Here is a 22709-nt window from a genome sequence, read left to right on the forward strand (position 1 = left end):
TTCTCCGGCAGAGGTCAAGCCAGCCAGTGTATCGATGGAACTACTTTTGATATAGACTCCAATAATAGAAACACCTTTGAAATGGATTCAATAATGGCCAGGCAAGACATCAACCGTGCATTCGAGATGGCCGTCTTCGTGGCCGTGGTGGAAACGGGCGCCTTTTCCGCCGCCGCGCGCCGCCTGGCCCTGACGCCATCGGCAGTCAGCAAACTGGTCAGCCGGCTGGAAGCGCGTCTCGGCGCGCGCCTGCTCCAGCGCAGCACGCGCCGGCTGCACACCACGCCCGAAGGCGACGCCTTTTTCGTGCAATGCAAGCGCATCCTCGACGATATCGACGGCGCCGAGCGCGAAGCGGCGCAGGGCGCGGCGCCGCGCGGGCGCTTGCGCATCAACTGTTTCGTGCCATTCGGCGTGCGTCATCTGCTACCCATCCTGCCCGAGTTTGCGCAGCGCTATCCCGACATCGTGCTTGACGTCGTTGTCAGCGACGCCATCGTCGACTTGTTGGAAGACCGCACCGACATCGCCATCCGCACGGGCAAGCTGAAGGAATCGAACCTGGTGGCGCGCAAGCTGGGCGAAGATGCGATGGTCGTCGTCGCCTCGCCCGCCTACGTGGCGCTGCACGGCCTGCCGCGCACACCGCAGGAGCTATCGCAGCACAATTTGCTGGCGTTCAACTTCCGCTGCCAGAACGACACCTGGCCCTTCCTCGATGGGGAGGGCAATACCTTGCAGGTGGCGCCGCAAGGCAATACTTGCGTCAGCGATGGCGAAAGCATGCGCCAGCTGGTGCTGGCGGGCATGGGACTGGGACGCTTGTCGCGCCAGCACGTGCGGCGCGATATCGAGCAAGGTCATTTAATACCCTTGCTGCAGGACTACAATCCGGGCGACAAGGAACTCGTGCACGCCGTCTTCGTGGGACCGGGCCTGCAAGTGCCGGCTCGCGTGCGCGTGATGCTCGACTATCTGCTGGAAAAAGTGAAGCTGGACATCGCTTAAGCCGCCACCGCATCCAGGCGCAGCTGCCGGCCCTCGCCCAGCATCACTTCGAATTCCGCCGCTGGCACGGCCGGGCTGAACAGGTAGCCTTGCAGCTGGTCACAGCCCAGTTCGCGCAAGAAGCGCATCTGCTCGGCCGTTTCCACCCCTTCGGCGACGATTTCCTGGCGCAACTGCTGCGCCATGGTGACGATGGCGCGGGCGATGGCGCAATCGTTTTCCTCGAACGGCAAGCCGATGACAAACGAGCGGTCGATTTTTAATGTGCTGATGGGAAATTTCTTCAGGTAAGCCAAGCTGGAATAGCCGGTGCCGAAATCGTCCAGCGCCAGTGCCAGGCCCATGGCCACCAGCTGGTTCATGATATCGATGACCTTGTCGGCACCCCGCATCAACAGGCTTTCCGTGATTTCCAGCATGATCTGGTCGGGCCGCACCTGGTAGCGTTCCAGCACGGCCGCTATGCGCGCAGGCAACTGTTCATCGAACTGGCGCGCCGACAAATTGACGGCGATAGCCGGCATGTGCAGGCCCCGGTCTTCCCAGTTACGGATCTGGCGGCAAGCCTCGTCCAGCACCCAGGTGCCGAGTTCCAGAATCAAACTGGTTTCCTCGGCAACGGGGATGAAGAGGCCGGGCGAGACCATGCCGCGCATCGGATGCTTCCAGCGCAGCAGGGCTTCCGCGCCCACGATGCGCCCGCTGGCCAGGCTCACTTTGGGCTGGTAATGCAATTCCAATTCCTTGTCGCCCAGCGCCAATCGCATTTCGCTTTCCAGGCGCAAATGTTCTTTGGCCCTGCGGTTCATGTCTTCGCGGTAAAACAGGAAAGTCGATTCGATGGTCTGTCCCGCCTTGGCCACGGCCACGTCGGCAAAACGGAACAGGGCTGGCGCTTCCAGACCATCTTCCGGATACACGGTGATGCCGATGCTGGCGCCCACGTGCAGGGCGTGGGTATCGATATTGATCGGTGCTTCGAGCAGGTTGAGCAGTTTTTGCGCCACATTCGCCGCGTGTTCGCGCTTTTCGATGTGCAACAGCGCGACGACGAATTTGCTATTGTCGACCCTGGCCAAAATGTCCGCGTCGCGCAGGGCGCCACGGAACAACTGGCCGATGGCGATGACCAACTGGTCGCCCACTTCATGGCCCAAGGTGTCGCTGATGGAACCGATGCGGCTGATGTCAATGACCATCAACGCGCCATGCGTGCCCTGGCGTTTCGCTTCGGCCAGGCCCTGGTTCACCAGCTGGTTCAGCAGGCAGCGGTTGGGCAAGCCCGTCAGGCTGTCGTAGTTGGCCATGCGCTGCATGCGCGCTTCGGCATCCTTGTGCACTGAGATATCGGAAAACAGGGAAAACACATGGCTGATTTCGCCAAATTCGTCGCGCACGACGCTGATGGTGACGTCTTGCGGGAACAGTTCGCCATTCTTGCGCTTGCCGATGATTTCGCCGCGCCAGGAGCCGTGCCCACGCATGGCGGCGCGCACCTTGGCGCGAAAATCGGGGTCGTGCACGCCCGAGCGCAGCAAGTCCGGCGTGCGGCCGATGGCTTCGGCCGGCGAATAGCCGGTGATGCGGGAAAACGAGCTGTTGATGGAGACGATGCGCTCTTCCGCATCCGTGATCAGCACGGCTTGCTCGCTGTCTTCGATGATGCGCGCGTGCAACCTCACCTTGTCCACGTCGGACAGCGGTTCGCTCATGGCCGACAGGCGCACGGCCATGCCGCACGCCTTGCCAGCCTGGTCGTGGATCACGTGACGGTGCATGCGCAGCCACGTCACCATGCCCGACTTCTTGCGCCGGCGCACATCGGTGGCCACGTCGCCCTGCTTGAAATGCAATTCCAGCACGCTCGCTTCCGCATCGTCTTCCGGATACAAAAACAGGATGTGCTGGCCCAGCGCTTCCAGTTCGGAATAGCCGAACATCTGTTCGGCGCCATGGTTCCAGCCGATCAGGAAGCCATCGGGATCGATTTCCAGCAAGGCGTCGGCCGGCGCCACGCGCACCACGGGCCGGCTGGCGCCGCGCAGCCGCTCCAGCTCTTCCTGCAGCCGCGCCAGGGTGGCGGCTTGCTGCGGCCCCGCCTGTTCACGGGCATCCTGGGCCAGGCGCAGGCACAGCGCAACCTTCGCCTCAAGCATGGCAACCCCACTCTTGGGCCAGGTCAGAGGAAGGTATCAGGGGCGCTGCAGTGTGTGTAATCATCAAAATCCCACTATGGGGCATGGAGGTCGGGGCAGAAAGACGGTCGAAATACTGTGAATATGGTAACTTAAAAATGTTGGCGTATGTCAACATTTTAAGATCTACGCAGAATGGCACGGCACTGCGTCCCAGGCTTGCAGCCGCTTAATGTCAGACAGCACGGCCCGGCAGATGCTGCGCCAGGCGCGCAAACATATCCGGTTCGCGCATGCGCGCCATCCACCAGCGCAGTGCGGCGCCATCCTCGCCCACGCGCCACGCCAGGTAAAACGTTTCCGACGGTTTTGGCTCTTCCACGGCCTTTTCCACCAGCAGGCCGCGCGCAATGGCGGCGCGCGCACACGGCCCCGGCAGGAAGCCAAAGCCCAGCCCCAGCACTTGATAATCGAACTTGACCTGCATGTTCGGTACGCTCAAGGCATCTTGTCCCAGCAGTAAACCCACGGTGCGCGGCGCCATCTGGCGCGCCGAATCGGCCACCACCACGGCCCGGTATTGCTGCAAATGGCCGCGCGACAAGGGTTCCGCCACTTGCGCCAGCGGGTGCGAGGGCGCCACGGCAAACACGAAGTCGAGCATGCCGATAGGCTGCGCGATATAGCCGCCGCCCGCCGGCCCGTCGCCGGGCGCGCCCACCAGCAAGTCGACGCGCCGGTCCAGCAGCGCTTCCCAGGTGCCCGACAGGGTGTCTTGCGACAGGCGCAAGCGCGTCTGCTGCGCCACTTGGTAGAAAGCGCGCACGTCGTCGGCCAGGGCCACGGCGGAAAACATGGAATCGATACCGATGGACAATTCCGTTTCCCAGCCGGAAGCCACCCGGCGCACGCGGTGCTCGAGGTCCTGCGCCGCCTTCAGCAGATAGCGGCCCTCTTTCAGCAATTCCTGGCCAGCCGCCGTCAGCATGACTTTCGGACCATTGCGCTGGAACACCTGCACGCCCAGGTCATCTTCCAGCTTGGCCACCGTATAGGAAATGGTGGACGGCACTTTATGCAACTCCTTGCCCGCCGACGAGAACGATCCGCGGCGGTCGATGGCGTCGACGATTTGCAAGGCTTCCAGGCTGAGTCTTAACATTCGATTTTTTCGATCATAGGTCGCAAGATTTTCCGTTTTTCTTTCCAGCCTGGCCAGCCTATACTTTCTCCATCGTACAGCGAAGGGCAGTACAAATGCCACGGCAACTGCCAGGCAGCGGTCCTTCGAAATTATCGCACATTCACTGACAGAAACGGAGTCCACCATGTTACAGATTCGTCACAGCGAAGAACGCGGCGCCGCCAACCACGGCTGGCTCAATTCCCACCACAGCTTTTCCTTCGGCAGCTACCACGATCCGCTGCACATGGGCTTTGGCCCCTTGCTGGTGATCAATGAAGACCGCGTCACGCCAGGCCAGGGTTTCGGCACGCACGGCCACCGCGACATGGAAATCATTTCGTACGTGCTTGACGGCGCGCTCGAACACAAGGACAGCATGGGCACCGGTTCCGTCCTGCATTACGGCGATGTGCAGCGCATGAGCGCCGGCAGCGGCGTGCGCCACAGCGAGTTCAACCATTCTGCCACGGATGGCTTGCACTTCCTGCAAATCTGGATCCAGCCGAACGTGACGGGCATTGCCCCCAGCTATGAAGAAAAACATTTCGCGCCGGACAGCAAACGGGGCAAGCTGCGCCTGATCGCCTCCTCCGACGGCCGCCAGGGTTCCGTGCTGATCCACCAGGATGCGGCCATCTACGCCAGCATCCTGCAGGAAGGCGAGCAACTGGAACATGCGCTGGACGAAGGCCGCCTCGCCTACGTCCACCTGATCCGCGGCAGCTTGGTGGTGAACGGCACGCCGCTCAAAGCGGGCGATGCGCTGAAACTGACGCAGGAAGCGAGCGTGACATTGACGCAAGCAGAAGACGCTGAAGTACTCGTCTTCGACTTGCCTAAATGATGGTACCTGGCCAAACCTACTGCGCGTCGCGCTTTGCGGCCTGCGATGCTCACCGGCTCGGCGCCCCCGTACTAAAGTACGGTTGCGCTTCTTAGCCACAAATCACTGCCGCTCGCTACGGTTTTGCCAGGCACCGCAAGTCAACCTTAAATCTTGATAAAACAATTGGATTAACATGAAAAATAACACTGATCTGCTGCTCCCCCTCGGCCGTGCCGCCCTTGGCGTGCTGTTCTTTGTGTCGGGCTTGCTGAAAATCGGCGGCTTTGCGGGCGTGGCCGGCTACATGGCCAGCCAGGGCTTGCCGCTGGCGAACATCCTGCTGGTCGGTGTGATCGCCCTGGAAGTGGGCGGCGGCCTGCTGCTGATTACTGGCTGGCAGGCGCGCTGGGCGGCGCTGGCGCTGGCGCTGTTTTTGATCCCGACGACGCTCATCTTCCACGCCTTCTGGAGCGCCGATGCGACCCACTTCCAGGATCAGCTGACGAACTTCCTGAAGAACCTGTCCATCTTCGGCGGCATGTTGTTGCTGGTGGAGCGCGGTTTTCGCAAGGTCAAATAAGGCCGCGAGCTGCCTGAGCGAACGGGTCCGTCGCGTACGCGGTTCGCCCGCTTGGCAGCCTGTCACCGTATTGTCATCAAGCTGACATCGTGCGGTCACATACACTGACTATCATGCGGTTGCCATTTAATCACGTAACCACAGGACATCGCAGCCCATGAACAAGCCCAACGATCTGGCCATCAGCGCCACCGATCTGAACGACATTGACAGCAACGCGTCCCACGACAACCATTTCAATAGCATCCTGAACGCCCGCCTGAGCCGCCGCAACTGGCTGCGCGGCGGCGCCGTCACGGCCGCTACCGCCGTCATGGGTTCGATGGGCCTGTCCGCTTGCGGCGGCGGCAGCGATGCGGTCGCCGTCACGCCGACACCGACACCCGAAAAACTGCTGGCCTTCGCCGCCGTGCCGAAAAGCCTGGCCGACGTCGTGTCGGTGCCGGCCGGCTACACGGCCACGGCCCTGTATGCGCTGGGCGACTCGCTGCGCGCAGCCACGCCAGCCTACAAGAATGACGGCAGCGATACCGATTTCGATAACCGCGCCGGCGACCACCACGACGGCATGGAATACTACGGTCTCTCCGCCGCCGGCGCGCCGCTGGCGTCCGGCGCCGAACGGGGCGTGCTGGCGATGAACCATGAAGCGACCACCGACGAAAAACTGTCCTCGCACTTCCTGCACGTGAATGGCGGCACCACTTCGCTGCCGCGCCCTGCGGCCGAAGTCGACAAGGAAGTGGCCGTCCACGGCCTGAGCGTGGTGGAAGTCAAAAAGACGGGCAGCGCCTGGGCCACCGTCAACGATTCCGCTTTCAACCGCCGCGTCACGCCGCTGACGGACATCGAGATTGCCGGCCCGGTGCGCGGCAACGCCCTCGTAGTGACCAAGTATTCGCCGACCGGCACCAAGACGCGCGGCACCATCAACAACTGCGGCACGGGCAAGTCGCCATGGGGCAGCTACCTCTCGGGCGAAGAAAACTGGGCCGGCTATTTCACGCGCTCGGCCACCGACAATGCGGCGCGCGGCGACAAGTCCGTAGTCTCGCTGAACCGCTATGGCCGCAGCCAGGGCGGCGCCTCGCGCCACGGCTGGGAAACGGGCGGCAGCGACGACAAGTATGCGCGCTGGAACCTGAGCAAGATTGGCGCCTCGACCAACGGCAGCGACGACTACCGCAATGAATTGAATGGCATGGGCTACATCGTCGAGATGGACCCGTACGACAAGACCCGCGCCATCCGCAAGCGCACGGCACTGGGCCGCTACGCGCACGAAAGCGCCGCCTTCAGCGTCCCGACCGTGGGTCAGCAGCTGGCCGTCTACATGGGCGACGATTCACGCAACGAATACATCTACAAGTTTGTCACGACCGCCGCCTGGGCCGCCGCGGACGCCAACCCGGCCGACCGCATGGCCACCGGCGACAAATACCTCGATTCGGGCAAGCTGTACGTGGCCAAGCTGGCCGCCGATGGCACGGGCCAGTGGATCGAGCTGGCCATGTCGAACGCGCTGATCCAGGCATATGGCGCCTACAAGTTCGCCGATCTGGCCGATGTGCTGGTGAATGCCCGCCTGGCGGCCGACGCCGTGGGCGCGACGAAGATGGACCGTCCGGAATGGTGCTCGGTCAACCCGGCCAATGGCGAGATCTACTACACGCTGACCAATAACTCGAACCGCAACGTCAATCCGAGCGGCTCGTCGCAGCTGGTGCCGGACAGCGCCAATCCACGCGCCTACACGGACATGAAAGGCAGCAGCGCGCAGAACGGCAATCCGAACGGCCACATCATCCGCTTCAAGGAAGGTACGGGCGCGGCTGCGGCCACCAGCTTTACCTGGGATGTCTACCTGTTTGGCGCCGAGAGCGGCGCCGACGCCAGCAAGATCAACCTGTCGAACCTGACGGCCGACCAGGATTTCTCGAGCCCGGACGGCCTGGCCTTCAGCCCCTACACCGGCATTTGCTGGATCCAGACCGACGATGGCGCGTACACGGATGTGACCAACTGCATGATGCTGGCGGCCATCCCCGGCAAGGTGGGCGACGGCGCCAAGTCGACCCTGAACTACGCCACGGCGGCCGGCGGCAACCTGGCGGTCGACACCTTCATCGGCAAGAAACCTACCGCCGACACGCTCAAACGCTTCCTGGTGGGGCCGGTCGGCTCGGAAATCACGGGCATCAGCGAAACGCCCGATGGCAAGACCATGTTCATCAACATCCAGCATCCGGGCGAAAGCACGGCGCTGGCGAATATCGGCGATCCATCCAAATACACGAGCCAGTGGCCGGCCAACGCCGGTTATGGCGCCGGCAAGCGTCCCCGCTCGGCCACCATCGTGATCACCAAGAACGACGGCGGACGCATCGGCAGCTGATGATCCGTGCCTGGCGGCGGCATCCGCCAGGCAAAGCCAGCAATTCACCTTGTAAAAGGAGGAAGTGTCCCTAAGTAAGGCTTATCACCAGACATTGCAACGACCGAATGGCAGCCAGGGAAAACGTTTCCCTGCTTTTTGGTATGATGGCAAGGCGCGCCGGCACCGGAGTGGTGTCGCGCGCCTTTTATTTTTGATAATTACTTATATGAGCACAACCATGCAAAGCGGCGCAGACCTCCTGGCGACAGGCGAATTGGATTACACGACTTCCTGCGCACTGCCGACGCCGTGGGCCCAGTTCACCCTGCACGCCTTTGTCGAGCATGCCACTGGCAAGGAACACCTGGCCATGGTGCTGGGCGATATTGGCAACGGCGAACCGGTGCTGGCACGCGTGCATTCCGAGTGCCTGACGGGCGACGTGCTGTTTTCCCAGCGCTGCGACTGCGGCGCGCAGCTCGAAGGCGCCTTGAAACGCATCGCCGAGGAAGGCCGCGGCATTTTGTTGTACCTGCGCCAGGAAGGGCGTGGCATCGGCCTGATCAACAAGATCCGCGCCTACCGCCTGCAGGAAGCGGGCGCCGACACGGTGCAGGCAAATGAACAGCTGGGTTTCAAGGCCGACGCGCGCAACTACACCTTGTGCAAGCCCATGTTTGCGCAATTCGGCATTAACAGCCTGCGTTTGATGACGAACAACCCGCGCAAGATCGCCGCGATGGAAGCGCTGGGCATCACGGTGGCCGAACGGGTGCCGCTGCTGGTGAACCGCAACGCCTTCAACCAGCACTACCTGAATACCAAGCAAAGCAAGCTCGGTCACATGATGACGCCGGAAACGGCGCCGGCGCTGGAAGACGGCGCCCTGTAATCCCCCGGGCTGGCGCAACGCGTGCACGATGCTGCGTCGGGTCGGCCTCGCTCCTGCTCACGCACAAAGGATGCATGAAATTATCTAACTTCGCCTTTTTGCTGGCCAGCCTGTGCGCTGCCGCTGGCGCACACGCGGCCCCGGCGCCTACGCCAGCCGCGGCCCCCACCGCTTCGACTCCCCCCGCCAAACCGCCGCCGGCCACCGCCGCGCCCGCCGCCACCGAACATGCGGCCCTGCCACCGCCCTCGTCGGCCGCGCAAAAGCTGTACACGGCCGCGCGCGCCGACATCCTGCAAGTGCGCGTGCTGCTGAAAAACGGCCGCACGCAGTCGTCGGTCGGCTCGGGCTTTTTGATCGGCACGGGCGACCTAGTGGTGAGCAACTATCACGTGGTCTCCCAATTCGCGCTCGACCCCGATACCTACGTGGGCGAATGGGTCGATACCAGCGGCCAGCGGGGCAATGTGGAATTGCTGGCGGTCGACGTGCTGCACGACCTGGCCGTGCTGCGCGTGAACCGCCACGGCACGGGTTTCTTCAAGATGCCCGAGCCGCTGGCGCCCCTGACACAGGGGCAATACCTGTATTCGATGGGCAATCCGCTGGACCTGGGCTTCGCCATCTCGGAAGGCTCGTACAACGGCGTCGTCACGCGCAGCTTCTACGACCAGCTGATGTTTACCGGACCGATCAATGCCGGCATGAGCGGCGGCCCCAGCGTGACGGCCAGCGGCGACGTGGCCGGTGTGAATGTCTCGAAGCGCCTCGATGGCGAACTCGTCAGTTTTCTCGTTCCCGCCCGCTATGCCCAGCAATTGCTGGCCAAAGTCGCCCTGCAAGGCAAGCCGCCGAAAGACTTCAAACCGCTGGTGACGGCGCAGTTGCTGGCGCACCAGGACCTCATGCTGGCGCGCCTGCTCGACACGCCCTTGAGCCTGAAAGCCATGGGCCCGTACCGCGTGCCCGTGCGCGAATCGGATCAGATGCGCTGCTGGGGCCGCTCTAACGTCAAGTCCGACAAGCCCTACATGCTCGACAACACCAGCTGCGCCATGGAATCGGCCATTTTTATTTCCGGCGCCCTGCAGACCGGGCAAGTGTCGATGCGCCACGAATTCCTGCGCAGCAGCGAACTGGGCGCACTGCGCTTTTCCGAGCTGGCCAGCGCCTCGTTCAAGAATGAAAGTGTCGGCAGCTACAAGAGCGTGCACCTGACGGGGCCACAATGCACCGAACAGTTCGTCAAGAATGCCTCTCTGCACCTGCGCGCCGTCCTGTGCGTGCGTGCCTACCGCAAGTTTACCGGCCTGTACGACTTTGCCCTGCTGGCCGCCAGCACCGATGAGCCACTCATGAGCCTGCAAAGCCGCATCGACGCGCGCGGCGTGTCCTACGCCAACGGCATGCGCGTCACGCGCACCTTCCTCGAAGCGCTGTCGCGCGCCCCATCCACCAGCGGGACGCGCAAGCCATGACAGCGCCGTACTTCATCGAAATCCTCGCCGAGAATGGCGAAGTGCAGCAACGCCAGCGCATCGCCACCTTGCCGATTCGCATCGGCCGCGGCTACGATAACGACTTCATCGTCGACGACGCGCATACAGCCGCCCGGCACGCCATCGTCGAGGACGATGGCCAAGGCGGCCTGCTGCTGCGCGACCTGGGCAGCCAGAATGGCGTGATCCACCGGGGACAACGGCAACTGCAAGTGGCCTTGAACGGCAACAGCATTGTGCGCCTGGGCCACACGCGCCTGCGCGTGCGCGCCAGCGACCACCCTATTGCGCCCGAACTGAGCGACACCACCAGGCACGACTGGGAAGGCTTGCGCCCCGCCGTCGCCGGCCTGGCCATGATCGGCGCCTCGGCAGCCTTCAGCAACTGGCTCGGCGACGCGGAAGCCTTCGACCCGATTTCCTACCTGATGATCATCGCCTACGCGCTGGCCGGCGGCCTCGTGTGGGCGTCGATCTGGGCCGTGGCAAACCGCCTGTTCGGCCATGTGGCGCGCTTCGGTCGCCACCTGTTCATCATCGGCTGCGGCTTGCTGGCCATGGAAGTGTGGGAACTGGGCAGCAATGTGGCGGCGTATGCGCTGTCGCTGGAAGTGCTGACGCGCTACGGGCGGCATATATTCATCGTCATCGTCTGCACCATGATCTACTACCACTTGTGCACGATCAAGCCGCAGCACCCGCGCCGCTTCGGCCTCGTCGCCGTCGTGCTGGCCAGCATTGGCTCGACGCTGATCCTGCTGAGCAACCTGCAGACCAGCGGCCGCCTGGCCGACGAGGCGTACATGTCGGTGATCTACCCGCCGACCTTGCGTTTAGTCGCGGATCACACGACAGAGGCTTTCTTCCGCGATGCGGCCGGCCTGCAGCGCGCCGTCGACGCCGAGCGCGGCAAGGCGGCCAAGGGGGCCGACGAAGACGAAGACAGCGGCGATTAAGACGCCAATACGCAAAAAGCCCGCCGTGTCATCGCAGACCGGCGGGCTTTTTTATCGCGCGCTTGCAGGCGCGCGCACGTACGTCATGGCAACTTAGAACTTGGCTTCCTGCTTGCGGCGCGCCGTAAAGCCCAGCAAGCCCAGGCCGATCAGCAGCATGGCGTAGGTGGTTGGCTCAGGAACGGCCGAAATCAAGCCGTCATTGGCGCCAAAGCTGACGAAATTGTTATTGCCCGCCTTGAACTGCGCTTGCTGGCCGCCATCGCAGCAGCCTTCCAGGCCATAGATGCTCAGCGTGTGATTGCCGGCCGACAGGGAGCTCGAACCGCTGAAGAACTGGCTACCATTGTTGTAGTTGCCTGCCCACCACATGTCATTGCTCTTGAAGTCCAGCGCCACGCCGTCGAGGAACAGGGCGCCGCCCTTGCCGAAGTCGACGCCGCTACGAAAGCTCCAGGCGCCCGCATTGGCCGCGCTGACGCCGAAGTTGATGGTCGATTTGAAAGCGATATTCGAACCACTGCCAAACAGGCTGCTGTTATCGACGTTGTTATAGCTGGCGACCGAGGTCGAACCATAACCGGCGCCCGGCGTAGCCACGGCGGCATTCACTACGGACTGGTAGGCGGCGGCGGAAGCTTGCGCGCCAGCGTTCGAGTAGCCGGTGGAGAGAGTGATGGTGCTGGCGTTCGCGTGGGCAAACACACCGACAGCGATCAGGGACAAGGCGATTTTAGGCAAGTTTTTCATGATGATATCCAGTAAGTAAGTATTCAGTGGGCGCAGCAAGGGGCGCTGGCGCTGAATACACGCTGCATTGAGGCGTGTCGGCGTAGCGCGCTAGTAATTGCAGAAATGAGCGGTCGGTGGCGTAGACTTCCGCGTGAAAGTGCGGACTTGCAGCATGCCATTGCGGCACTGCAAGCGTCCTGGAAAGGGTTCGGGTTCCCGGGACAAAACCAGACAGTTGACGGGTCAGGTAAGACGATGGATGTATTCTATCTTAAATTCCCTGGAAGAAAAGTATTTTTCTTTTAACCATGAAAGATATTTTTCTAGCAAGTACCTTCCCGGTGCGAGAAAAAGTGCCGCCTCTCACTCTGGCGCACTGGCCATACGCCCGTATCGGTGGCGCTTGGCGTGTCGCGGCAGCACCACAGACCAGTCCGCCACTGTCGCATCTTGCGCATTTCTTTTCGCATGCCGCTGCACCACGCGGTGAAACAGCATGGCAAAATGCAGTCATGCAGCTATCTGTCCGATGAGGAGGAAAGAGGAAATGGTCGACCTGGAAGAACTACGCTATCTGGCACTGTCGTTTCCCGACGCCACCGAGGAAGAACACCACGACCGTCCAGCCTTCCGCGTGGGCGGGAAGATCTTTGCCACCCTGCCCGACGACGAGCACATCAACGTGCTGCTCGATGCGGAAGCGGCGCATATCGCCACCGTCATCACGCCGTCCGGCTGCGAAAAACTGTGGTGGGGCGAACGGCTGGCCGGCATCACGGTGCGCCTGGCGGACGCCGAACTGGACATGCTGGCCGCCGCCCTGACGGCCGCCTGGCGGCGCAAGGCGCCCAGCGACCTGGCCAAGACCATCGCCCCGAGCGGATAGTTACAGCGGCCAATTGCGCAGCAGCAATCCCACCATCTGCTGCAATTGCTCGCGCGACACTCCCGCCGCCGCCTGGATGGCCATGCCCTGCGACAGGGTCACGACAAAGCGCGCCTGCTGCTCCGGGCAGGAATCGGGCGGCAAGTCACCCTCCTCCTTGGCGCGCCGCAAGCGGTCGCGCAACTTGATCTCACCGCGCAGCCGACGCGCAAACAATTCATCGCGGATCGGCAAGGCATCGTCGCTGCAGGCGAGCGCCGCATTGACGCCCATGCAGCCGTGCGGACCATCGGGCATGGTTTGCGCGTCGACGTACTGCGTCAGCAAGGCTTGCACCACCTGGCGCGCCGTCGGCTGTTCCAGCGCCGCATCGAAGAACTGCATGCGCGTGTCACTGTAGCGCTCGAGCGCCTTGTGGAACAGCTGCTCCTTGTTGCCGAAGACGGCATACAGGCTGGGCCGGTTCATGCCCATGGCTTTCGTCAATTCCGGCAAGGAACTGCCTTCATAGCCTTTTTCCCAGAACACTTTCATGGCGCAATCGAGCGCCTGGTCCGCGTCGAAGGTGCGTGGCCGGCCCGTTTTCGCCTTGACCGCTTGCTCTTTTTTATCTTGTTTCATACCGTTCGGTAAAAAATTATTGACAACAATACCTGCCTGCCCTGATTATATACCGACCGGTTAAAAACCTCCCGGCTTTTCAGGACCTCCCATGCAAACACCACCTGCTTCCCCCACCGCCCCGGCGGCCACCAGCGACGATACCACCGTGGCGCCCTGGCTGGCCGTCTTATCCGTCGGCATCGGCGCCTTCGCTCTCGTCACGTCGGAATTCCTGCCCGTCGGGCTGCTGCCGGCCATGGCCGCCGAACTGGCCATCAGCAAGGGCCAGGCGGGACTGATGATCACCACGCCCGGCATCGTTGCCGCGTTTGCCGCCATCTTCGTGACCGTCGGCTCGGGCCGCCTGGACCGCCGCATCGTGCTGCTGGCACTCACCGCCCTGCTGGTCGCATCGAACCTGCTGGTGGCGCTGGCCCCCTCGTATACCTGGATACTGCTGGGCCGCGCCATGCTGGGCGTGGGCGTGGGCGGCTTCTGGGCCATCGGCAGCGCCATCGGCCCGCGCCTGGTGTCGCCGCAGCATGCCTCGCGCGCCATGTCCATCATCTTCGCCGGCGTCTCGCTGGGCACGGTGGCGGGCGTGCCGGCCGGCGCGCTGGTGGGCGAGCTGATCGGCTGGCGCGTGGCTTTCGGCGCAGCCAGCGCCATTGCCGTGCTGGTCTTTATCGGCCAGCTATTGCTGCTGCCCAAGCTGCCGCCGACACAGGCCATCCGCTTGCGCCAGTTGCCGATGATTTTCGGCATTCGCAAGGCAAGGCTGGGCCTGATCGCCACGGCCATGCTCTTCACGGGCCAGTTCGCCGCCTACACGTATATCGCGCCATTCCTCACGCAAGTCTCGCACCTGGCGGCCGGCACGGTCAGCGCCATGCTGCTGGTGTACGGTGCTTCCGGCTTCATTGGCAACCTGGTGGGCGGCTGGGCCGCCGGCCGTTACGAACGGGCCGCGCTGATGCTGACGGGCGCCGTGCTGGGCTTGTCCATCCTGGCCCTGGCCGCGTTCGGCAGCCATGCACTCACCGCCATGCTGCTGGTGGCCGTGTGGGGCTTCGGTTTCGGCGCCATGCCGATCGCCGTGCAGACGTGGATGTTCAAGGCCGCGCCACACTTGATGGAAGGCAGCAGCGCGCTGTTTGTTGCCATCGTACAAGTGTCGCTGGCGTCCGGCGCCTTGCTCGGTGGCATGGCGGTCGACCGCTTGGGTGTGTCTAGCGCGATGGTGGTCGGTGGCCTGTTCGCCCTCGGCTGCGCCTTGACGATCGCGCTCTTCGGCAAGCCGCAAGCAGGCGCCAAGGCGGGCGCCGGCGCGGCTTGCGAGGCCTAAGTAACCCCCAATAAATTATTGTGTTTTCTGACTTCCATAACCGGCGCTGTGCGGTGTTGCCCGCAGCTAGCAGTGCTCGCACTGCGTCGCTGCAGGCGCCTTGCACAGCATCCGGTTCTGTTCGTCATAAATTCACAATAATTTCCCGAGGATTACTTAGCAAGGCAGTCGGTTCAGATGCGCCCGCGGCGGAATTCGCCAAGGAATTTCCTCACTTCGGCCGGCGTCATTATCACGTCCGCATCGCCGTGATACGCATACAGGAAGGGTGTGCCGCCCAGGCGGTCCGTCAGCTTGGCAAAGAGTAAAAAACGGCTGCCCAGCGGGTAACGCTGCAGGTCGACCAGGCGGCGCGAACACTGCACGGCCAGTTCCGGCGAAAAAGCCTGGCCCGGCACGGGGCGGATTTCCACGCGGCCATGGATAGCGCGCGATTCGACGGCGACGTGCCGGTATGCATAAGTATCACGGGCCATGCCGCCACCTTGAATGTAGTAAAGGCGCCATCTTAAGCGAAGACAGCGCCTGCCGTGCTACTGCGCCACGATGCGCAGCAAGCGGCCGTTGTCTTCATCGGTCAGCGCGTACAGGTAGCCGTCCGGCCCCTGGCGCACGTCGCGTACGCGCGCGCCGATGGCCAGACGGTCCTGCCCTGTCACCTTGCCATTCGCATCGACGACGATGCGGCGGATATCCTTGGCCGCCAGGCCGCCGCTGAAGATGCTGCCGCGCCAGGCGGCGATCTTGTCGCCCGTGTAGACGGCCAGCCCTGACGGGGCCGGCGACGGCACCCAGGCCACGCTGGGATTGCGCATGCCCGGCACCTCATGCTTGCCGACAGGCTCATGCGTCTTGTAGTCGGCGCCATAGCTTTGCAAGGGCCAGCCATAGTTGCCGCCCGCGACCACCAGGTTCAGCTCGTCGCCGCCATACGGACCGTGTTCCGTGGCCCACACGCGACCGGAAACAGGATCGAGCGCCAAGCCCTGCACATTGCGGTGGCCGTACGACCAGATTTCCGGCAAGGCGCCCTTGGCCGCCAGCGGATTGCCGGGCGCCGGCTTGCCCTCTTCCGTCAGGCGCAGGATGGAGCCCTGGTGCGTGGCCAGGTTTTGCGCCTGCTCGCGCGCCAGCCGGTCGCCGATGCGCAGCGGCGGATTGCCGCCATCGGCCACACTCATCAGCAAAGTGCCATCCGGCAGCCACAGCAGGCGCGAACCGAAGTGCTGGCCACCGCTCTTGTCGGTGGCAACCCTGAACAGGGTCTGGATGCCCGTCACCTTCTTGCCGTCGAACACGCCGCGCACCAGGGTCGTGCGATTCGCGTCATTCGTGCCCGTCGATACCGTCATGTAGACTCTTGGCGCGGCCTTGCCCGCATCCTGCGGATGAATAACGATATCGAGCAAGCCGCCCTGCCCGCCGGTAAACACTTTGGGCATGCCTTCCAGCGCCACATCCTCAAATTTCTTGCCATTCAGCAGATGCAATGTCCCCTGCTTGCTGGTGACCAGCGCACGTCCCTCGCCCAGCCAGGCGATGCCCCACGGCTGGCGCACTCCCTGCGCGACAGTCTCGGCCTTCCAGGCCTGTTTGGCGGCGGGCGGCTCGCCCGTGGCTTGCAGTTCGGCCCAGGCCGATGGTGCGGCGGCCAATGTCAATGCAAGCAAGATGCTGGTGCGGCGTAACTGGAACATGCTCTCTCCTGTCTGTGGATGATGCGAAGGTGGGATCAGGCGCGCAGCAGCAAGGCCACGGCTTCAGCCGCGATGCCTTCTTCCCGGCCCAGGTAGCCTAGTTTTTCATTCGTCTTGGCCTTGATATTGACCTGGCCCAAACTCACGCCCAGGTCTTCGGCCACGTTCGCGCACATGGCGGCGATGTGTGGCGCCATTTTCGGGCGCTGGGCGATGATGGTAGCGTCGATATTGCCGATGATATAACCGGTGGCTTGCACGCGGCGCGCGGCTTCGCGCAGCAGGGTGCGCGAATCGGCGCCCTTGAATTGCGCATCCGTATCGGGGAAATGGCGGCCGATGTCGCCCAGCGCGGCAGCGCCGAAGATGGCATCCGTGATGGCGTGCAGCAGCACGTCGGCGTCGGAATGGCCGAGCAAACCGAGGTGGTGCGGAATCTTCACGCCGCCGATGATCAGGTCGCGGTGCTCCACCAGCGCGTGGCAGTCATAGCCCTGGCCGATGCGGAAAGGAAGTACGGGAGTCGTGGTGGTCGTCATGCGGTCTTTCTGTTCAGGATTCAAGGATGGGCCAAGAGTGGGACAAATACAGCTCGGCCGTGTGTATGTCGCGCGGCAAGGTTACCTTCAGGTTGCGCGGGTGGCCTTCGACAAGCCTGGGCGCCAGGCCCAGCGCTTCGACGGCGCTGGCGTCATCCGTGATAGCTTGCGGGTAGGGCGCTTCCGATAATGCCCGGTGCAGCAAGGCGTAGCTGAACATTTGCGGCGTCTGCGCCAGCCACAGGCCCTCACGCGGCACCGTCTGCGCTGACATGGTGGCGGCACCCGTGTCCGGCCCGGCCCGCTTGACGGTATCGACCACGGGCAAGGCCAGCAAGCCGCCGGCCGGGTGCTCACCGACTTCGGTAATGAGCTTTGCAATCAGCGCCGGCGTCAAGCCCGGCCGCGCCGCATCGTGCACCAGCACCTGGTCATGCGCGGCTATGCTGCCTTGCACGGCGTGCAAGCCATTCAGTATGCTTTCCATGCGCGTGGCGCCGCCGCAGCGCAGCACCGTCACGCCCTGCTCCGGCACGACAGTGTCAATCAATCCATCCTCGGCGCTGACGACGACATAGGTGTGCGCAATCAACGGGCTGGCGAGAAAGGCGTCCAGCGCGTGGCGCAGCATGGGTTTGCCGGCGATGGGCAAATACTGCTTGGGACTGCCCGCTTCCATGCGCGCGCCCACGCCGGCGGCGGGGATCAGCGCAAAGTAGCGGACGGTGTTCGGTGCTGCTGTCATGCCATTCCTTGTCTAGTTGGCGGGCGCTGCCTTGCCCATCAGGATGTTCTGGATCTCGCCTTTGCACGCCTTGCCCAGGCGCGCATATTCCTGCGGAGAATCGATGGCCGCCTGCAAGGTTTCCACCTTGCGCATTTGTGCCTTGATATACGGCAACCAGCCCGTGTCGATCTCGCGCGCCAGCGCCGCCTTGGCCGTACCGCTGGGCGCATACAGGGGCCGCGCCTCGAAGCGTTTGGCCAGCGCGGCGCGCACGGTCTTTTCCACGCGCGGCAAATGTTCCATATAGGTTTTCATGTGGCGCAGTTCATGTGCGAGTATCTCATCATACGCGCAGCTGCCGGGGGCAAACTCGCGGCCGATATAGATCACCACGGGCGCATAGGTGAGGGTCACGGTAATCTGCGGCGCCACGCATTCGTAGCCGCTGGCCGGGTCTTGCAGCATGGGGCCGGCCAGAGCGATGGCCACGCGCGAGTCGGTCTTCGTCAATCCCAGCACCCAGGTGTTGGCGCGCGCCGTGCCCTTCATGACGGTCAGCGCCTTGTACGGCAGATGCGTGTCGATGCTGTAGCCGTTCTGCTGCGCCGTCAGCACGGACACCGTCTTGCTGATCGTGTCTTCGCAGCGCACCTGGAACGGCGTGCGCGTCTGCGCCTGTGCACCCAGGGTGACACAGGCAAGCAGCAGGAAAATGGGCAAGCGCATGCGGGGAATCAGGCCGGCTGCCAGGCGCCGCTGGTAATCTTGTCCAGCCAAAAGATGCCGATGACGGTTTTCACGTCCGTGATGCTGCCATCCTTGACCCAGTCGAGCAGCTGCGGCACCGTGGCCGTGAACGTTTCCAGGAATTCGCCCTCGTCAAGCTGGCGTTCGCCCGCTACCAGGCCACGCGCCAAAAACAGTTCCAGGTGCTCGTCCGAGTAGGCGATGGCATTGTGGATGGTGGAAACGAATTGCCAGTCGCTGGCCGTGTAGCCCGTTTCTTCCAGCAACTCGCGCTGGGCGCAGGCCAGGTGGGCCTCGCCCGCATCAATCTTGCCAGCCGGGAATTCGATGAAGACGCGGTCCAGCGGATAGCGGTACTGGCGTTCCATCAGTACCGTGCCATCGTCGAGCAGCGGCAGGATGACGACGGCGCCCGGGTGCAGGACGAATTCGCGCGCCGTGATCTTGCCGTCAGGCAGGGCAACACGGTCGCGCTGCACGCGCAGGAAACCGCCTTGATAAACGAGCTCGCCATCGACTTTGGTTTCAATCAATTGAGTATCGGTGGATTGGGTATCCATGGAATTCCTTTATTCAATAAAAAACGGCGCCAGAGGCGCCGCTTTCGGAGGGTGATGCTAGCGGCGTTTGCGCAGATAGCGTCCGACAAATCCGGGGAAAGCCAGCACCAGGAACAGACAGCCGGTGATGGCGTAAAACTCCCAGGTCTGCGGGAAACCGTTGCCGATGCGCGCTTCCAGCGCGAACGCCACTGCGCCGACGATGAAGTACAGAATCACCATCTCCAGCAGGCGCAGCGCCAGCGGCTTGCGCCAGCCCTGCTCTGCCTGCGCCGCCTTTTTCAGGGGCACGGCGGCAAACAGTTTCTCGTTCAAGAATGGCAGGTTGGCGCCCAGGATGCCCAGGGCGATTACCAGCCAGCTCGAGGCGGTGACATCCATCGGTCAGGACGCCAGGGTCTTGGTGATGGCGGTCGCGCAGGCAGCCAGGATGCTGTTAGGCATCACACCCAACGCCAACACAAACACGCCATTCAGGGCCAGCACGATGCGCATGTCGCCATGCACGACCAGCGCGTTGGTGTCCGTCGGCTCGTCGAACCACATTATTTTCACGACGCGCAGGTAGTAGAAAGCACCGATCAGCGAGAACAGCACGGCAGCGATGGTCAGCCACAGCTGGCCCGTGGCCAGCACGGAGGCCAGCACCGAGTACTTGGCCATGAAGCCCATCAGCGGCGGCACGCCGGCCAGCGAGAACATGAACAAGGTCATCACCAACGCGAAGATCGGGCTGCGTTTACCCAGGCCCTTGAAGTCGGCCAGTTCTTCTGCTTCGAAACCATTACGTGCCAGCAACATAATCACGCCAAAGGTACCCAGGGTGGTGAACACGTAGGTGATGACGTAGTACATCGAGGCACCGTAGGCGGTGGCTGCGCCAGCCGCGTTCAGTGTGTTGTTCGGTGCGTCCACGGTGCCCGCCAGCAGGCCCAGCAGCACGAAACCCATTTGCGCGATGGTCGAGTACGCCAACATGCGCTTCAGATTGGTTTGCGCGATGGCGGTGAAGTTACCGATGGCCAGCGACATCACGGCCAGTACCAGCAGCATTTGCTGCCAGTCATGCGCCATCGGCAGCAAGCCCTCGCCCAACAGACGCAGGGTGATGGCAAACGCGGCCAGTTTCGGCGCGCCGCCCAGCAGCAGGGTCACGGCCGTTGGCGAACCTTGATACACGTCAGGCACCCACATGTGGAATGGCACGACGCCCAGTTTGAAGGCCAGGCCGGCTACCAGGAACACCAGGCCGAAGACCATGATGGTGCCGTTGGTCTTGCCGTTTTCCAGCGCCACGCGCAGTTCGCCCAGGTCCAGCGTGCCGGACGCGCCGTACAGCATCGAGATACCGTACAACATGAAACCGGAAGCCAGCGCGCCCAGGATGAAGTATTTCATGGCCGCTTCCGTGGCCTTGGCGTTGTCACGACGCAAGGCGATCAGTGCGTACAACGACAGCGACATCAGTTCCAGACCCAGGTAGATGATCAGGAAGTTGTTGGCCGAGATCATGATCATCTGGCCCAGCAGTGCAAACAGGGCCAGCACGTAGAACTCGCCGCCCAGGTTACCCGACAGCATATTGCGGTCGGTGGCATAGGCACGCGAGTAGATCAGGGTCAGCGCCACGGCGCCGTACGAGAACAGTTTCAGCAGCTGCGACATCGGGTCCGACACGAACATATTGTGGAAGGTGTAGACGGTGGTGCCCGCGTTGAAGTCGCCCACGGTCAGCAAGGCGCAGCCTGCCAAAGTCAGCAGCGACAGCACATAGGTGATCGAACGCTTCGCCGCAGGCAAGAACATATCGATCAGCAAGAGCGCCGATGTGGCGATCAGCAGAAAGATTTCCGCGTACAGCGGTACCAGATTAGGTGCATTAGTCATGTTATCGGTCTTCTATTTAAGGCAACTTGCTGATGGCGACATGCTGCAGCAGGTCGGCAACCGAAGTTTGCATCGTGTCGGTGAACGGGGCTGGGTACAGACCCATCACGAGCACGGCGATGGCCAGCACAGCAAGCATGAAGAACTCACGTTTGTTGATGTCGGTCAATTCGGCCACATGCTTGTTCTTGATCTTGCCGAACACCACGCGCTTGGCCATCCACAGCGAGTACGCCGCGCCCCAGATCAGTGCCGTTGCAGCCAGCAAGCCAATCCAGAAGTTGTATTGCACCGCGCCCAGGATCACCATGAACTCGCCGACAAAGCCGGAAGTCGCTGGCAAACCGCAGTTGGCCATCGAAAACAAGACGAAGAAGGCGGCAAATTTCGGCATGCGGTTCACGACGCCGCCGTAGTCGGCGATGTTGCGGGTATGCATGCGGTCATACAGCACGCCGATGCACAGGAACATCGCGCCGGAGATGAAGCCGTGCGAAACCATCTGCACGATACCGCCCTGCACCGAGATGTCGTTGAACATGAAGAAGCCCAGGGTGACAAAACCCATGTGCGCGATCGACGAATAGGCGACCAGTTTTTTCATGTCCGTTTGCACCAGGGCAACCAGACCGATGTAGATGACGGCGATCAGCGACAAGGCAATCATGAAGCCCGACAGGTAGTGGCTGGCGTCCGGCGTGATCGGCAGCGAAAACCGCAGGAAACCATACGCGCCCAGTTTCAGCATGATGGCGGCCAGCACGGCGGAACCGCCGGTAGGCGCTTCCACGTGGACGTCCGGCAACCACGTGTGGACGGGGAACATCGGCACTTTCACGGCAAACGCCATCAGGAAGGCCAGGAAGATGAAGATCTGTTCGTTCATCGTCAGCTTGAACGCATGCCAGGCCAGGATGTCGAAACTACCCGTCACATTGCGCAGGTAAATGATGGCAACCAGGGTCAGCAGCGAACCGAAGAAGGTGTACAGGAAGAACTTGAACGACGCGTACACGCGGTTCGAGCCGCCCCAGATACCGATGATGATGAACATCGGGATCAGGGTTGCTTCAAAGAAGAAGTAGAACAGCAAGCCGTCCAGCGCGCAAAACACGCCGATCATCAGGCCCGACAGGATCAGGAAGGCACCCATGTACTGGGCGATGCGCTTCTCGATCACTTGCCAAGCGGAAATGACGACGATGACCGTGATGAACGCCGTCAGTGGAATGAACCACAGCGACAGGCCGTCGATACCCAGCGAGTACCAGATATTGAAAGTTGCTATCCACGGTGCTTTTTCGACGAATTGCATGCCGTGCGCGGCATTGTCGAAATGCTGGATCAGCGGCAAGGTGCACAGCATGCTGAGCACGGCGCCAGCCAGCGACAGCCAGCGGGTAAAGCCCGCTTTGCTGTCACGGCCGAGAGCCAGGATCAGGACGCCGCAAATGATCGGCACCCAGATCGACAGACTCAGGTAAGGAGGTAGTGTAGAAATCGTAGACTGCATCATGGTTCTCAGTA

The 22709-nt window shown here is 62.5% G+C and carries 22 protein-coding genes; 9 read left to right on the plus strand and 13 right to left on the minus strand.

The features are described from left to right. Positions 1 to 93: 93 nt before the first annotated feature. Positions 94 to 1008 carry a LysR family transcriptional regulator gene (locus ACQ4W7_RS10060; RefSeq protein WP_436530170.1) on the plus strand — a complete coding sequence of 305 codons (915 nt, stop codon included), beginning with the start codon at positions 94 to 96 and terminating at the stop codon, positions 1006 to 1008. On the opposite strand, the gene ACQ4W7_RS10065 is transcribed toward ACQ4W7_RS10060, so the two are convergent. Next, on the minus strand, positions 1005 to 3164 hold the full coding sequence (locus ACQ4W7_RS10065) for a putative bifunctional diguanylate cyclase/phosphodiesterase (RefSeq protein WP_436530172.1): 2160 nt from the start codon (positions 3162 to 3164) through the stop codon (positions 1005 to 1007). The two genes, ACQ4W7_RS10060 and ACQ4W7_RS10065, sit on opposite strands and share 4 nt — an antisense overlap. A gap of 214 nt (positions 3165 to 3378) precedes the next feature. Then, the gene (locus ACQ4W7_RS10070) at positions 3379 to 4305 is read right to left on the minus strand and encodes a LysR family transcriptional regulator (RefSeq protein ID WP_426070587.1); all 927 of its coding nucleotides are present in this window, start codon (positions 4303 to 4305) and stop codon (positions 3379 to 3381) included. Between the two features lie 166 nt (positions 4306 to 4471). Between ACQ4W7_RS10070 and ACQ4W7_RS10075 the strand changes: the two genes are divergently transcribed. From ACQ4W7_RS10075 to ACQ4W7_RS10100, 6 genes are all read left to right on the plus strand, one after another. Continuing rightward, positions 4472 to 5173: a pirin family protein gene (locus ACQ4W7_RS10075; protein WP_436530174.1), complete on the plus strand. Its 702-nt coding sequence runs from the start codon at positions 4472 to 4474 to the stop codon at positions 5171 to 5173. 175 nt (positions 5174 to 5348) lie between these two features. Beyond that, positions 5349 to 5735, plus strand: coding sequence for a DoxX family protein (locus tag ACQ4W7_RS10080; protein ID WP_436530176.1), 387 nt, complete (start codon positions 5349 to 5351; stop codon positions 5733 to 5735). Positions 5736 to 5892: 157 nt separating this feature from the next. After that, on the plus strand, positions 5893 to 8130 hold the full coding sequence (locus tag ACQ4W7_RS10085; protein WP_436530178.1) for a PhoX family protein: 2238 nt from the start codon (positions 5893 to 5895) through the stop codon (positions 8128 to 8130). A gap of 220 nt (positions 8131 to 8350) precedes the next feature. Next, the gene (gene ribA, locus ACQ4W7_RS10090) at positions 8351 to 9004 is read left to right on the plus strand and encodes a GTP cyclohydrolase II (RefSeq protein ID WP_099378311.1); all 654 of its coding nucleotides are present in this window, start codon (positions 8351 to 8353) and stop codon (positions 9002 to 9004) included. A gap of 74 nt (positions 9005 to 9078) precedes the next feature. Beyond that, a complete protein-coding gene (locus ACQ4W7_RS10095) occupies positions 9079 to 10482 on the plus strand; it encodes a S1 family peptidase (protein ID WP_436530180.1) in 1404 nt (467 codons plus the stop codon). Continuing rightward, positions 10479 to 11459 carry an FHA domain-containing protein gene (locus ACQ4W7_RS10100; protein WP_436530182.1) on the plus strand — a complete coding sequence of 327 codons (981 nt, stop codon included), beginning with the start codon at positions 10479 to 10481 and terminating at the stop codon, positions 11457 to 11459. Before ACQ4W7_RS10095 ends, ACQ4W7_RS10100 begins: the two co-directional genes overlap by 4 nt. Before the next feature lie 93 nt (positions 11460 to 11552). Here ACQ4W7_RS10100 and ACQ4W7_RS10105 read toward each other — a convergent pair whose 3' ends face one another. After that, entirely contained in the window at positions 11553 to 12209 is a 657-nt protein-coding gene (locus ACQ4W7_RS10105; protein WP_436530184.1) for a CCXG family PEP-CTERM protein, read from the minus strand. Positions 12210 to 12738: 529 nt separating this feature from the next. On the opposite strand from ACQ4W7_RS10105, the gene ACQ4W7_RS10110 reads away from it, so the two are divergent. Then, positions 12739 to 13077 (plus strand): MmcQ/YjbR family DNA-binding protein, encoded by a 339-nt coding sequence (locus ACQ4W7_RS10110; protein ID WP_152283168.1) that lies wholly within the window; start codon positions 12739 to 12741, stop codon positions 13075 to 13077. On the opposite strand, the gene ACQ4W7_RS10115 is transcribed toward ACQ4W7_RS10110, so the two are convergent. After that, positions 13078 to 13698, minus strand: a complete 621-nt coding sequence (locus tag ACQ4W7_RS10115) for a TetR/AcrR family transcriptional regulator (RefSeq protein WP_426070595.1) — start codon at positions 13696 to 13698, stop codon at positions 13078 to 13080. A 91-nt stretch (positions 13699 to 13789) separates the two neighbouring features. Between ACQ4W7_RS10115 and ACQ4W7_RS10120 the strand changes: the two genes are divergently transcribed. Beyond that, positions 13790 to 15025: an MFS transporter gene (locus tag ACQ4W7_RS10120; protein WP_436530187.1), complete on the plus strand. Its 1236-nt coding sequence runs from the start codon at positions 13790 to 13792 to the stop codon at positions 15023 to 15025. Between the two features lie 173 nt (positions 15026 to 15198). On the opposite strand, the gene ACQ4W7_RS10125 is transcribed toward ACQ4W7_RS10120, so the two are convergent. The 9 genes from ACQ4W7_RS10125 to ACQ4W7_RS10165 are packed head-to-tail and all read right to left on the minus strand — an operon-like array spanning position 15199 to position 22698. Next, complete coding sequence (locus ACQ4W7_RS10125) at positions 15199 to 15501, minus strand: hypothetical protein (protein ID WP_436530189.1); 303 nt, start codon at positions 15499 to 15501, stop codon at positions 15199 to 15201. 57 nt (positions 15502 to 15558) lie between these two features. After that, positions 15559 to 16722 carry a PQQ-dependent sugar dehydrogenase gene (locus ACQ4W7_RS10130; protein ID WP_436530191.1) on the minus strand — a complete coding sequence of 388 codons (1164 nt, stop codon included), beginning with the start codon at positions 16720 to 16722 and terminating at the stop codon, positions 15559 to 15561. Positions 16723 to 16757: 35 nt separating this feature from the next. After that, a complete protein-coding gene (gene ispF / locus ACQ4W7_RS10135) occupies positions 16758 to 17261 on the minus strand; it encodes a 2-C-methyl-D-erythritol 2,4-cyclodiphosphate synthase (RefSeq protein ID WP_426070599.1) in 504 nt (167 codons plus the stop codon). 13 nt (positions 17262 to 17274) lie between these two features. Then, positions 17275 to 18006, minus strand: a complete 732-nt coding sequence (gene ispD / locus ACQ4W7_RS10140; RefSeq protein WP_436530193.1) for a 2-C-methyl-D-erythritol 4-phosphate cytidylyltransferase — start codon at positions 18004 to 18006, stop codon at positions 17275 to 17277. A gap of 12 nt (positions 18007 to 18018) precedes the next feature. Continuing rightward, entirely contained in the window at positions 18019 to 18765 is a 747-nt protein-coding gene (locus ACQ4W7_RS10145; RefSeq protein WP_436530195.1) for a hypothetical protein, read from the minus strand. After that, positions 18723 to 19295 (minus strand): NUDIX domain-containing protein, encoded by a 573-nt coding sequence (locus tag ACQ4W7_RS10150; RefSeq protein WP_426070602.1) that lies wholly within the window; start codon positions 19293 to 19295, stop codon positions 18723 to 18725. Before ACQ4W7_RS10150 ends, ACQ4W7_RS10145 begins: the two co-directional genes overlap by 43 nt. Before the next feature lie 57 nt (positions 19296 to 19352). Beyond that, positions 19353 to 19676, minus strand: coding sequence for a DUF2818 family protein (locus ACQ4W7_RS10155; RefSeq protein ID WP_070224104.1), 324 nt, complete (start codon positions 19674 to 19676; stop codon positions 19353 to 19355). Between the two features lie 3 nt (positions 19677 to 19679). After that, a complete protein-coding gene (nuoN, locus tag ACQ4W7_RS10160) occupies positions 19680 to 21182 on the minus strand; it encodes an NADH-quinone oxidoreductase subunit NuoN (RefSeq protein ID WP_436530197.1) in 1503 nt (500 codons plus the stop codon). 16 nt (positions 21183 to 21198) lie between these two features. Then, a complete protein-coding gene (locus ACQ4W7_RS10165) occupies positions 21199 to 22698 on the minus strand; it encodes an NADH-quinone oxidoreductase subunit M (protein ID WP_436530199.1) in 1500 nt (499 codons plus the stop codon). Positions 22699 to 22709: the final 11 nt, after the last annotated feature.

Origin of the sequence: Janthinobacterium algoris (genome assembly GCF_051380935.1) — a bacterium.
Classification (GTDB): Bacteria; Pseudomonadota; Gammaproteobacteria; order Burkholderiales; family Burkholderiaceae_D; genus Janthinobacterium.

Coding starts and splice junctions, on each gene's coding strand:
- ACQ4W7_RS10060 (WP_436530170.1), top strand. CDS start 94: ATGGCCAGGCAAGACATCAACCGTGCATTCGAGATGGCCGTCTTCGTG.
- ACQ4W7_RS10065 (WP_436530172.1), bottom strand. CDS start 3,164: ATGCTTGAGGCGAAGGTTGCGCTGTGCCTGCGCCTGGCCCAGGATGCC.
- ACQ4W7_RS10070 (WP_426070587.1), bottom strand. CDS start 4,305: ATGTTAAGACTCAGCCTGGAAGCCTTGCAAATCGTCGACGCCATCGAC.
- ACQ4W7_RS10075 (WP_436530174.1), top strand. CDS start 4,472: ATGTTACAGATTCGTCACAGCGAAGAACGCGGCGCCGCCAACCACGGC.
- ACQ4W7_RS10080 (WP_436530176.1), top strand. CDS start 5,349: ATGAAAAATAACACTGATCTGCTGCTCCCCCTCGGCCGTGCCGCCCTT.
- ACQ4W7_RS10085 (WP_436530178.1), top strand. CDS start 5,893: ATGAACAAGCCCAACGATCTGGCCATCAGCGCCACCGATCTGAACGAC.
- ribA (WP_099378311.1), top strand. CDS start 8,351: ATGCAAAGCGGCGCAGACCTCCTGGCGACAGGCGAATTGGATTACACG.
- ACQ4W7_RS10095 (WP_436530180.1), top strand. CDS start 9,079: ATGAAATTATCTAACTTCGCCTTTTTGCTGGCCAGCCTGTGCGCTGCC.
- ACQ4W7_RS10100 (WP_436530182.1), top strand. CDS start 10,479: ATGACAGCGCCGTACTTCATCGAAATCCTCGCCGAGAATGGCGAAGTG.
- ACQ4W7_RS10105 (WP_436530184.1), bottom strand. CDS start 12,209: ATGAAAAACTTGCCTAAAATCGCCTTGTCCCTGATCGCTGTCGGTGTG.
- ACQ4W7_RS10110 (WP_152283168.1), top strand. CDS start 12,739: ATGGTCGACCTGGAAGAACTACGCTATCTGGCACTGTCGTTTCCCGAC.
- ACQ4W7_RS10115 (WP_426070595.1), bottom strand. CDS start 13,698: ATGAAACAAGATAAAAAAGAGCAAGCGGTCAAGGCGAAAACGGGCCGG.
- ACQ4W7_RS10120 (WP_436530187.1), top strand. CDS start 13,790: ATGCAAACACCACCTGCTTCCCCCACCGCCCCGGCGGCCACCAGCGAC.
- ACQ4W7_RS10125 (WP_436530189.1), bottom strand. CDS start 15,501: ATGGCCCGTGATACTTATGCATACCGGCACGTCGCCGTCGAATCGCGC.
- ACQ4W7_RS10130 (WP_436530191.1), bottom strand. CDS start 16,722: ATGTTCCAGTTACGCCGCACCAGCATCTTGCTTGCATTGACATTGGCC.
- ispF (WP_426070599.1), bottom strand. CDS start 17,261: ATGACGACCACCACGACTCCCGTACTTCCTTTCCGCATCGGCCAGGGC.
- ispD (WP_436530193.1), bottom strand. CDS start 18,006: ATGACAGCAGCACCGAACACCGTCCGCTACTTTGCGCTGATCCCCGCC.
- ACQ4W7_RS10150 (WP_426070602.1), bottom strand. CDS start 19,295: ATGGATACCCAATCCACCGATACTCAATTGATTGAAACCAAAGTCGAT.
- ACQ4W7_RS10155 (WP_070224104.1), bottom strand. CDS start 19,676: ATGGATGTCACCGCCTCGAGCTGGCTGGTAATCGCCCTGGGCATCCTG.
- nuoN (WP_436530197.1), bottom strand. CDS start 21,182: ATGACTAATGCACCTAATCTGGTACCGCTGTACGCGGAAATCTTTCTG.
- ACQ4W7_RS10165 (WP_436530199.1), bottom strand. CDS start 22,698: ATGATGCAGTCTACGATTTCTACACTACCTCCTTACCTGAGTCTGTCG.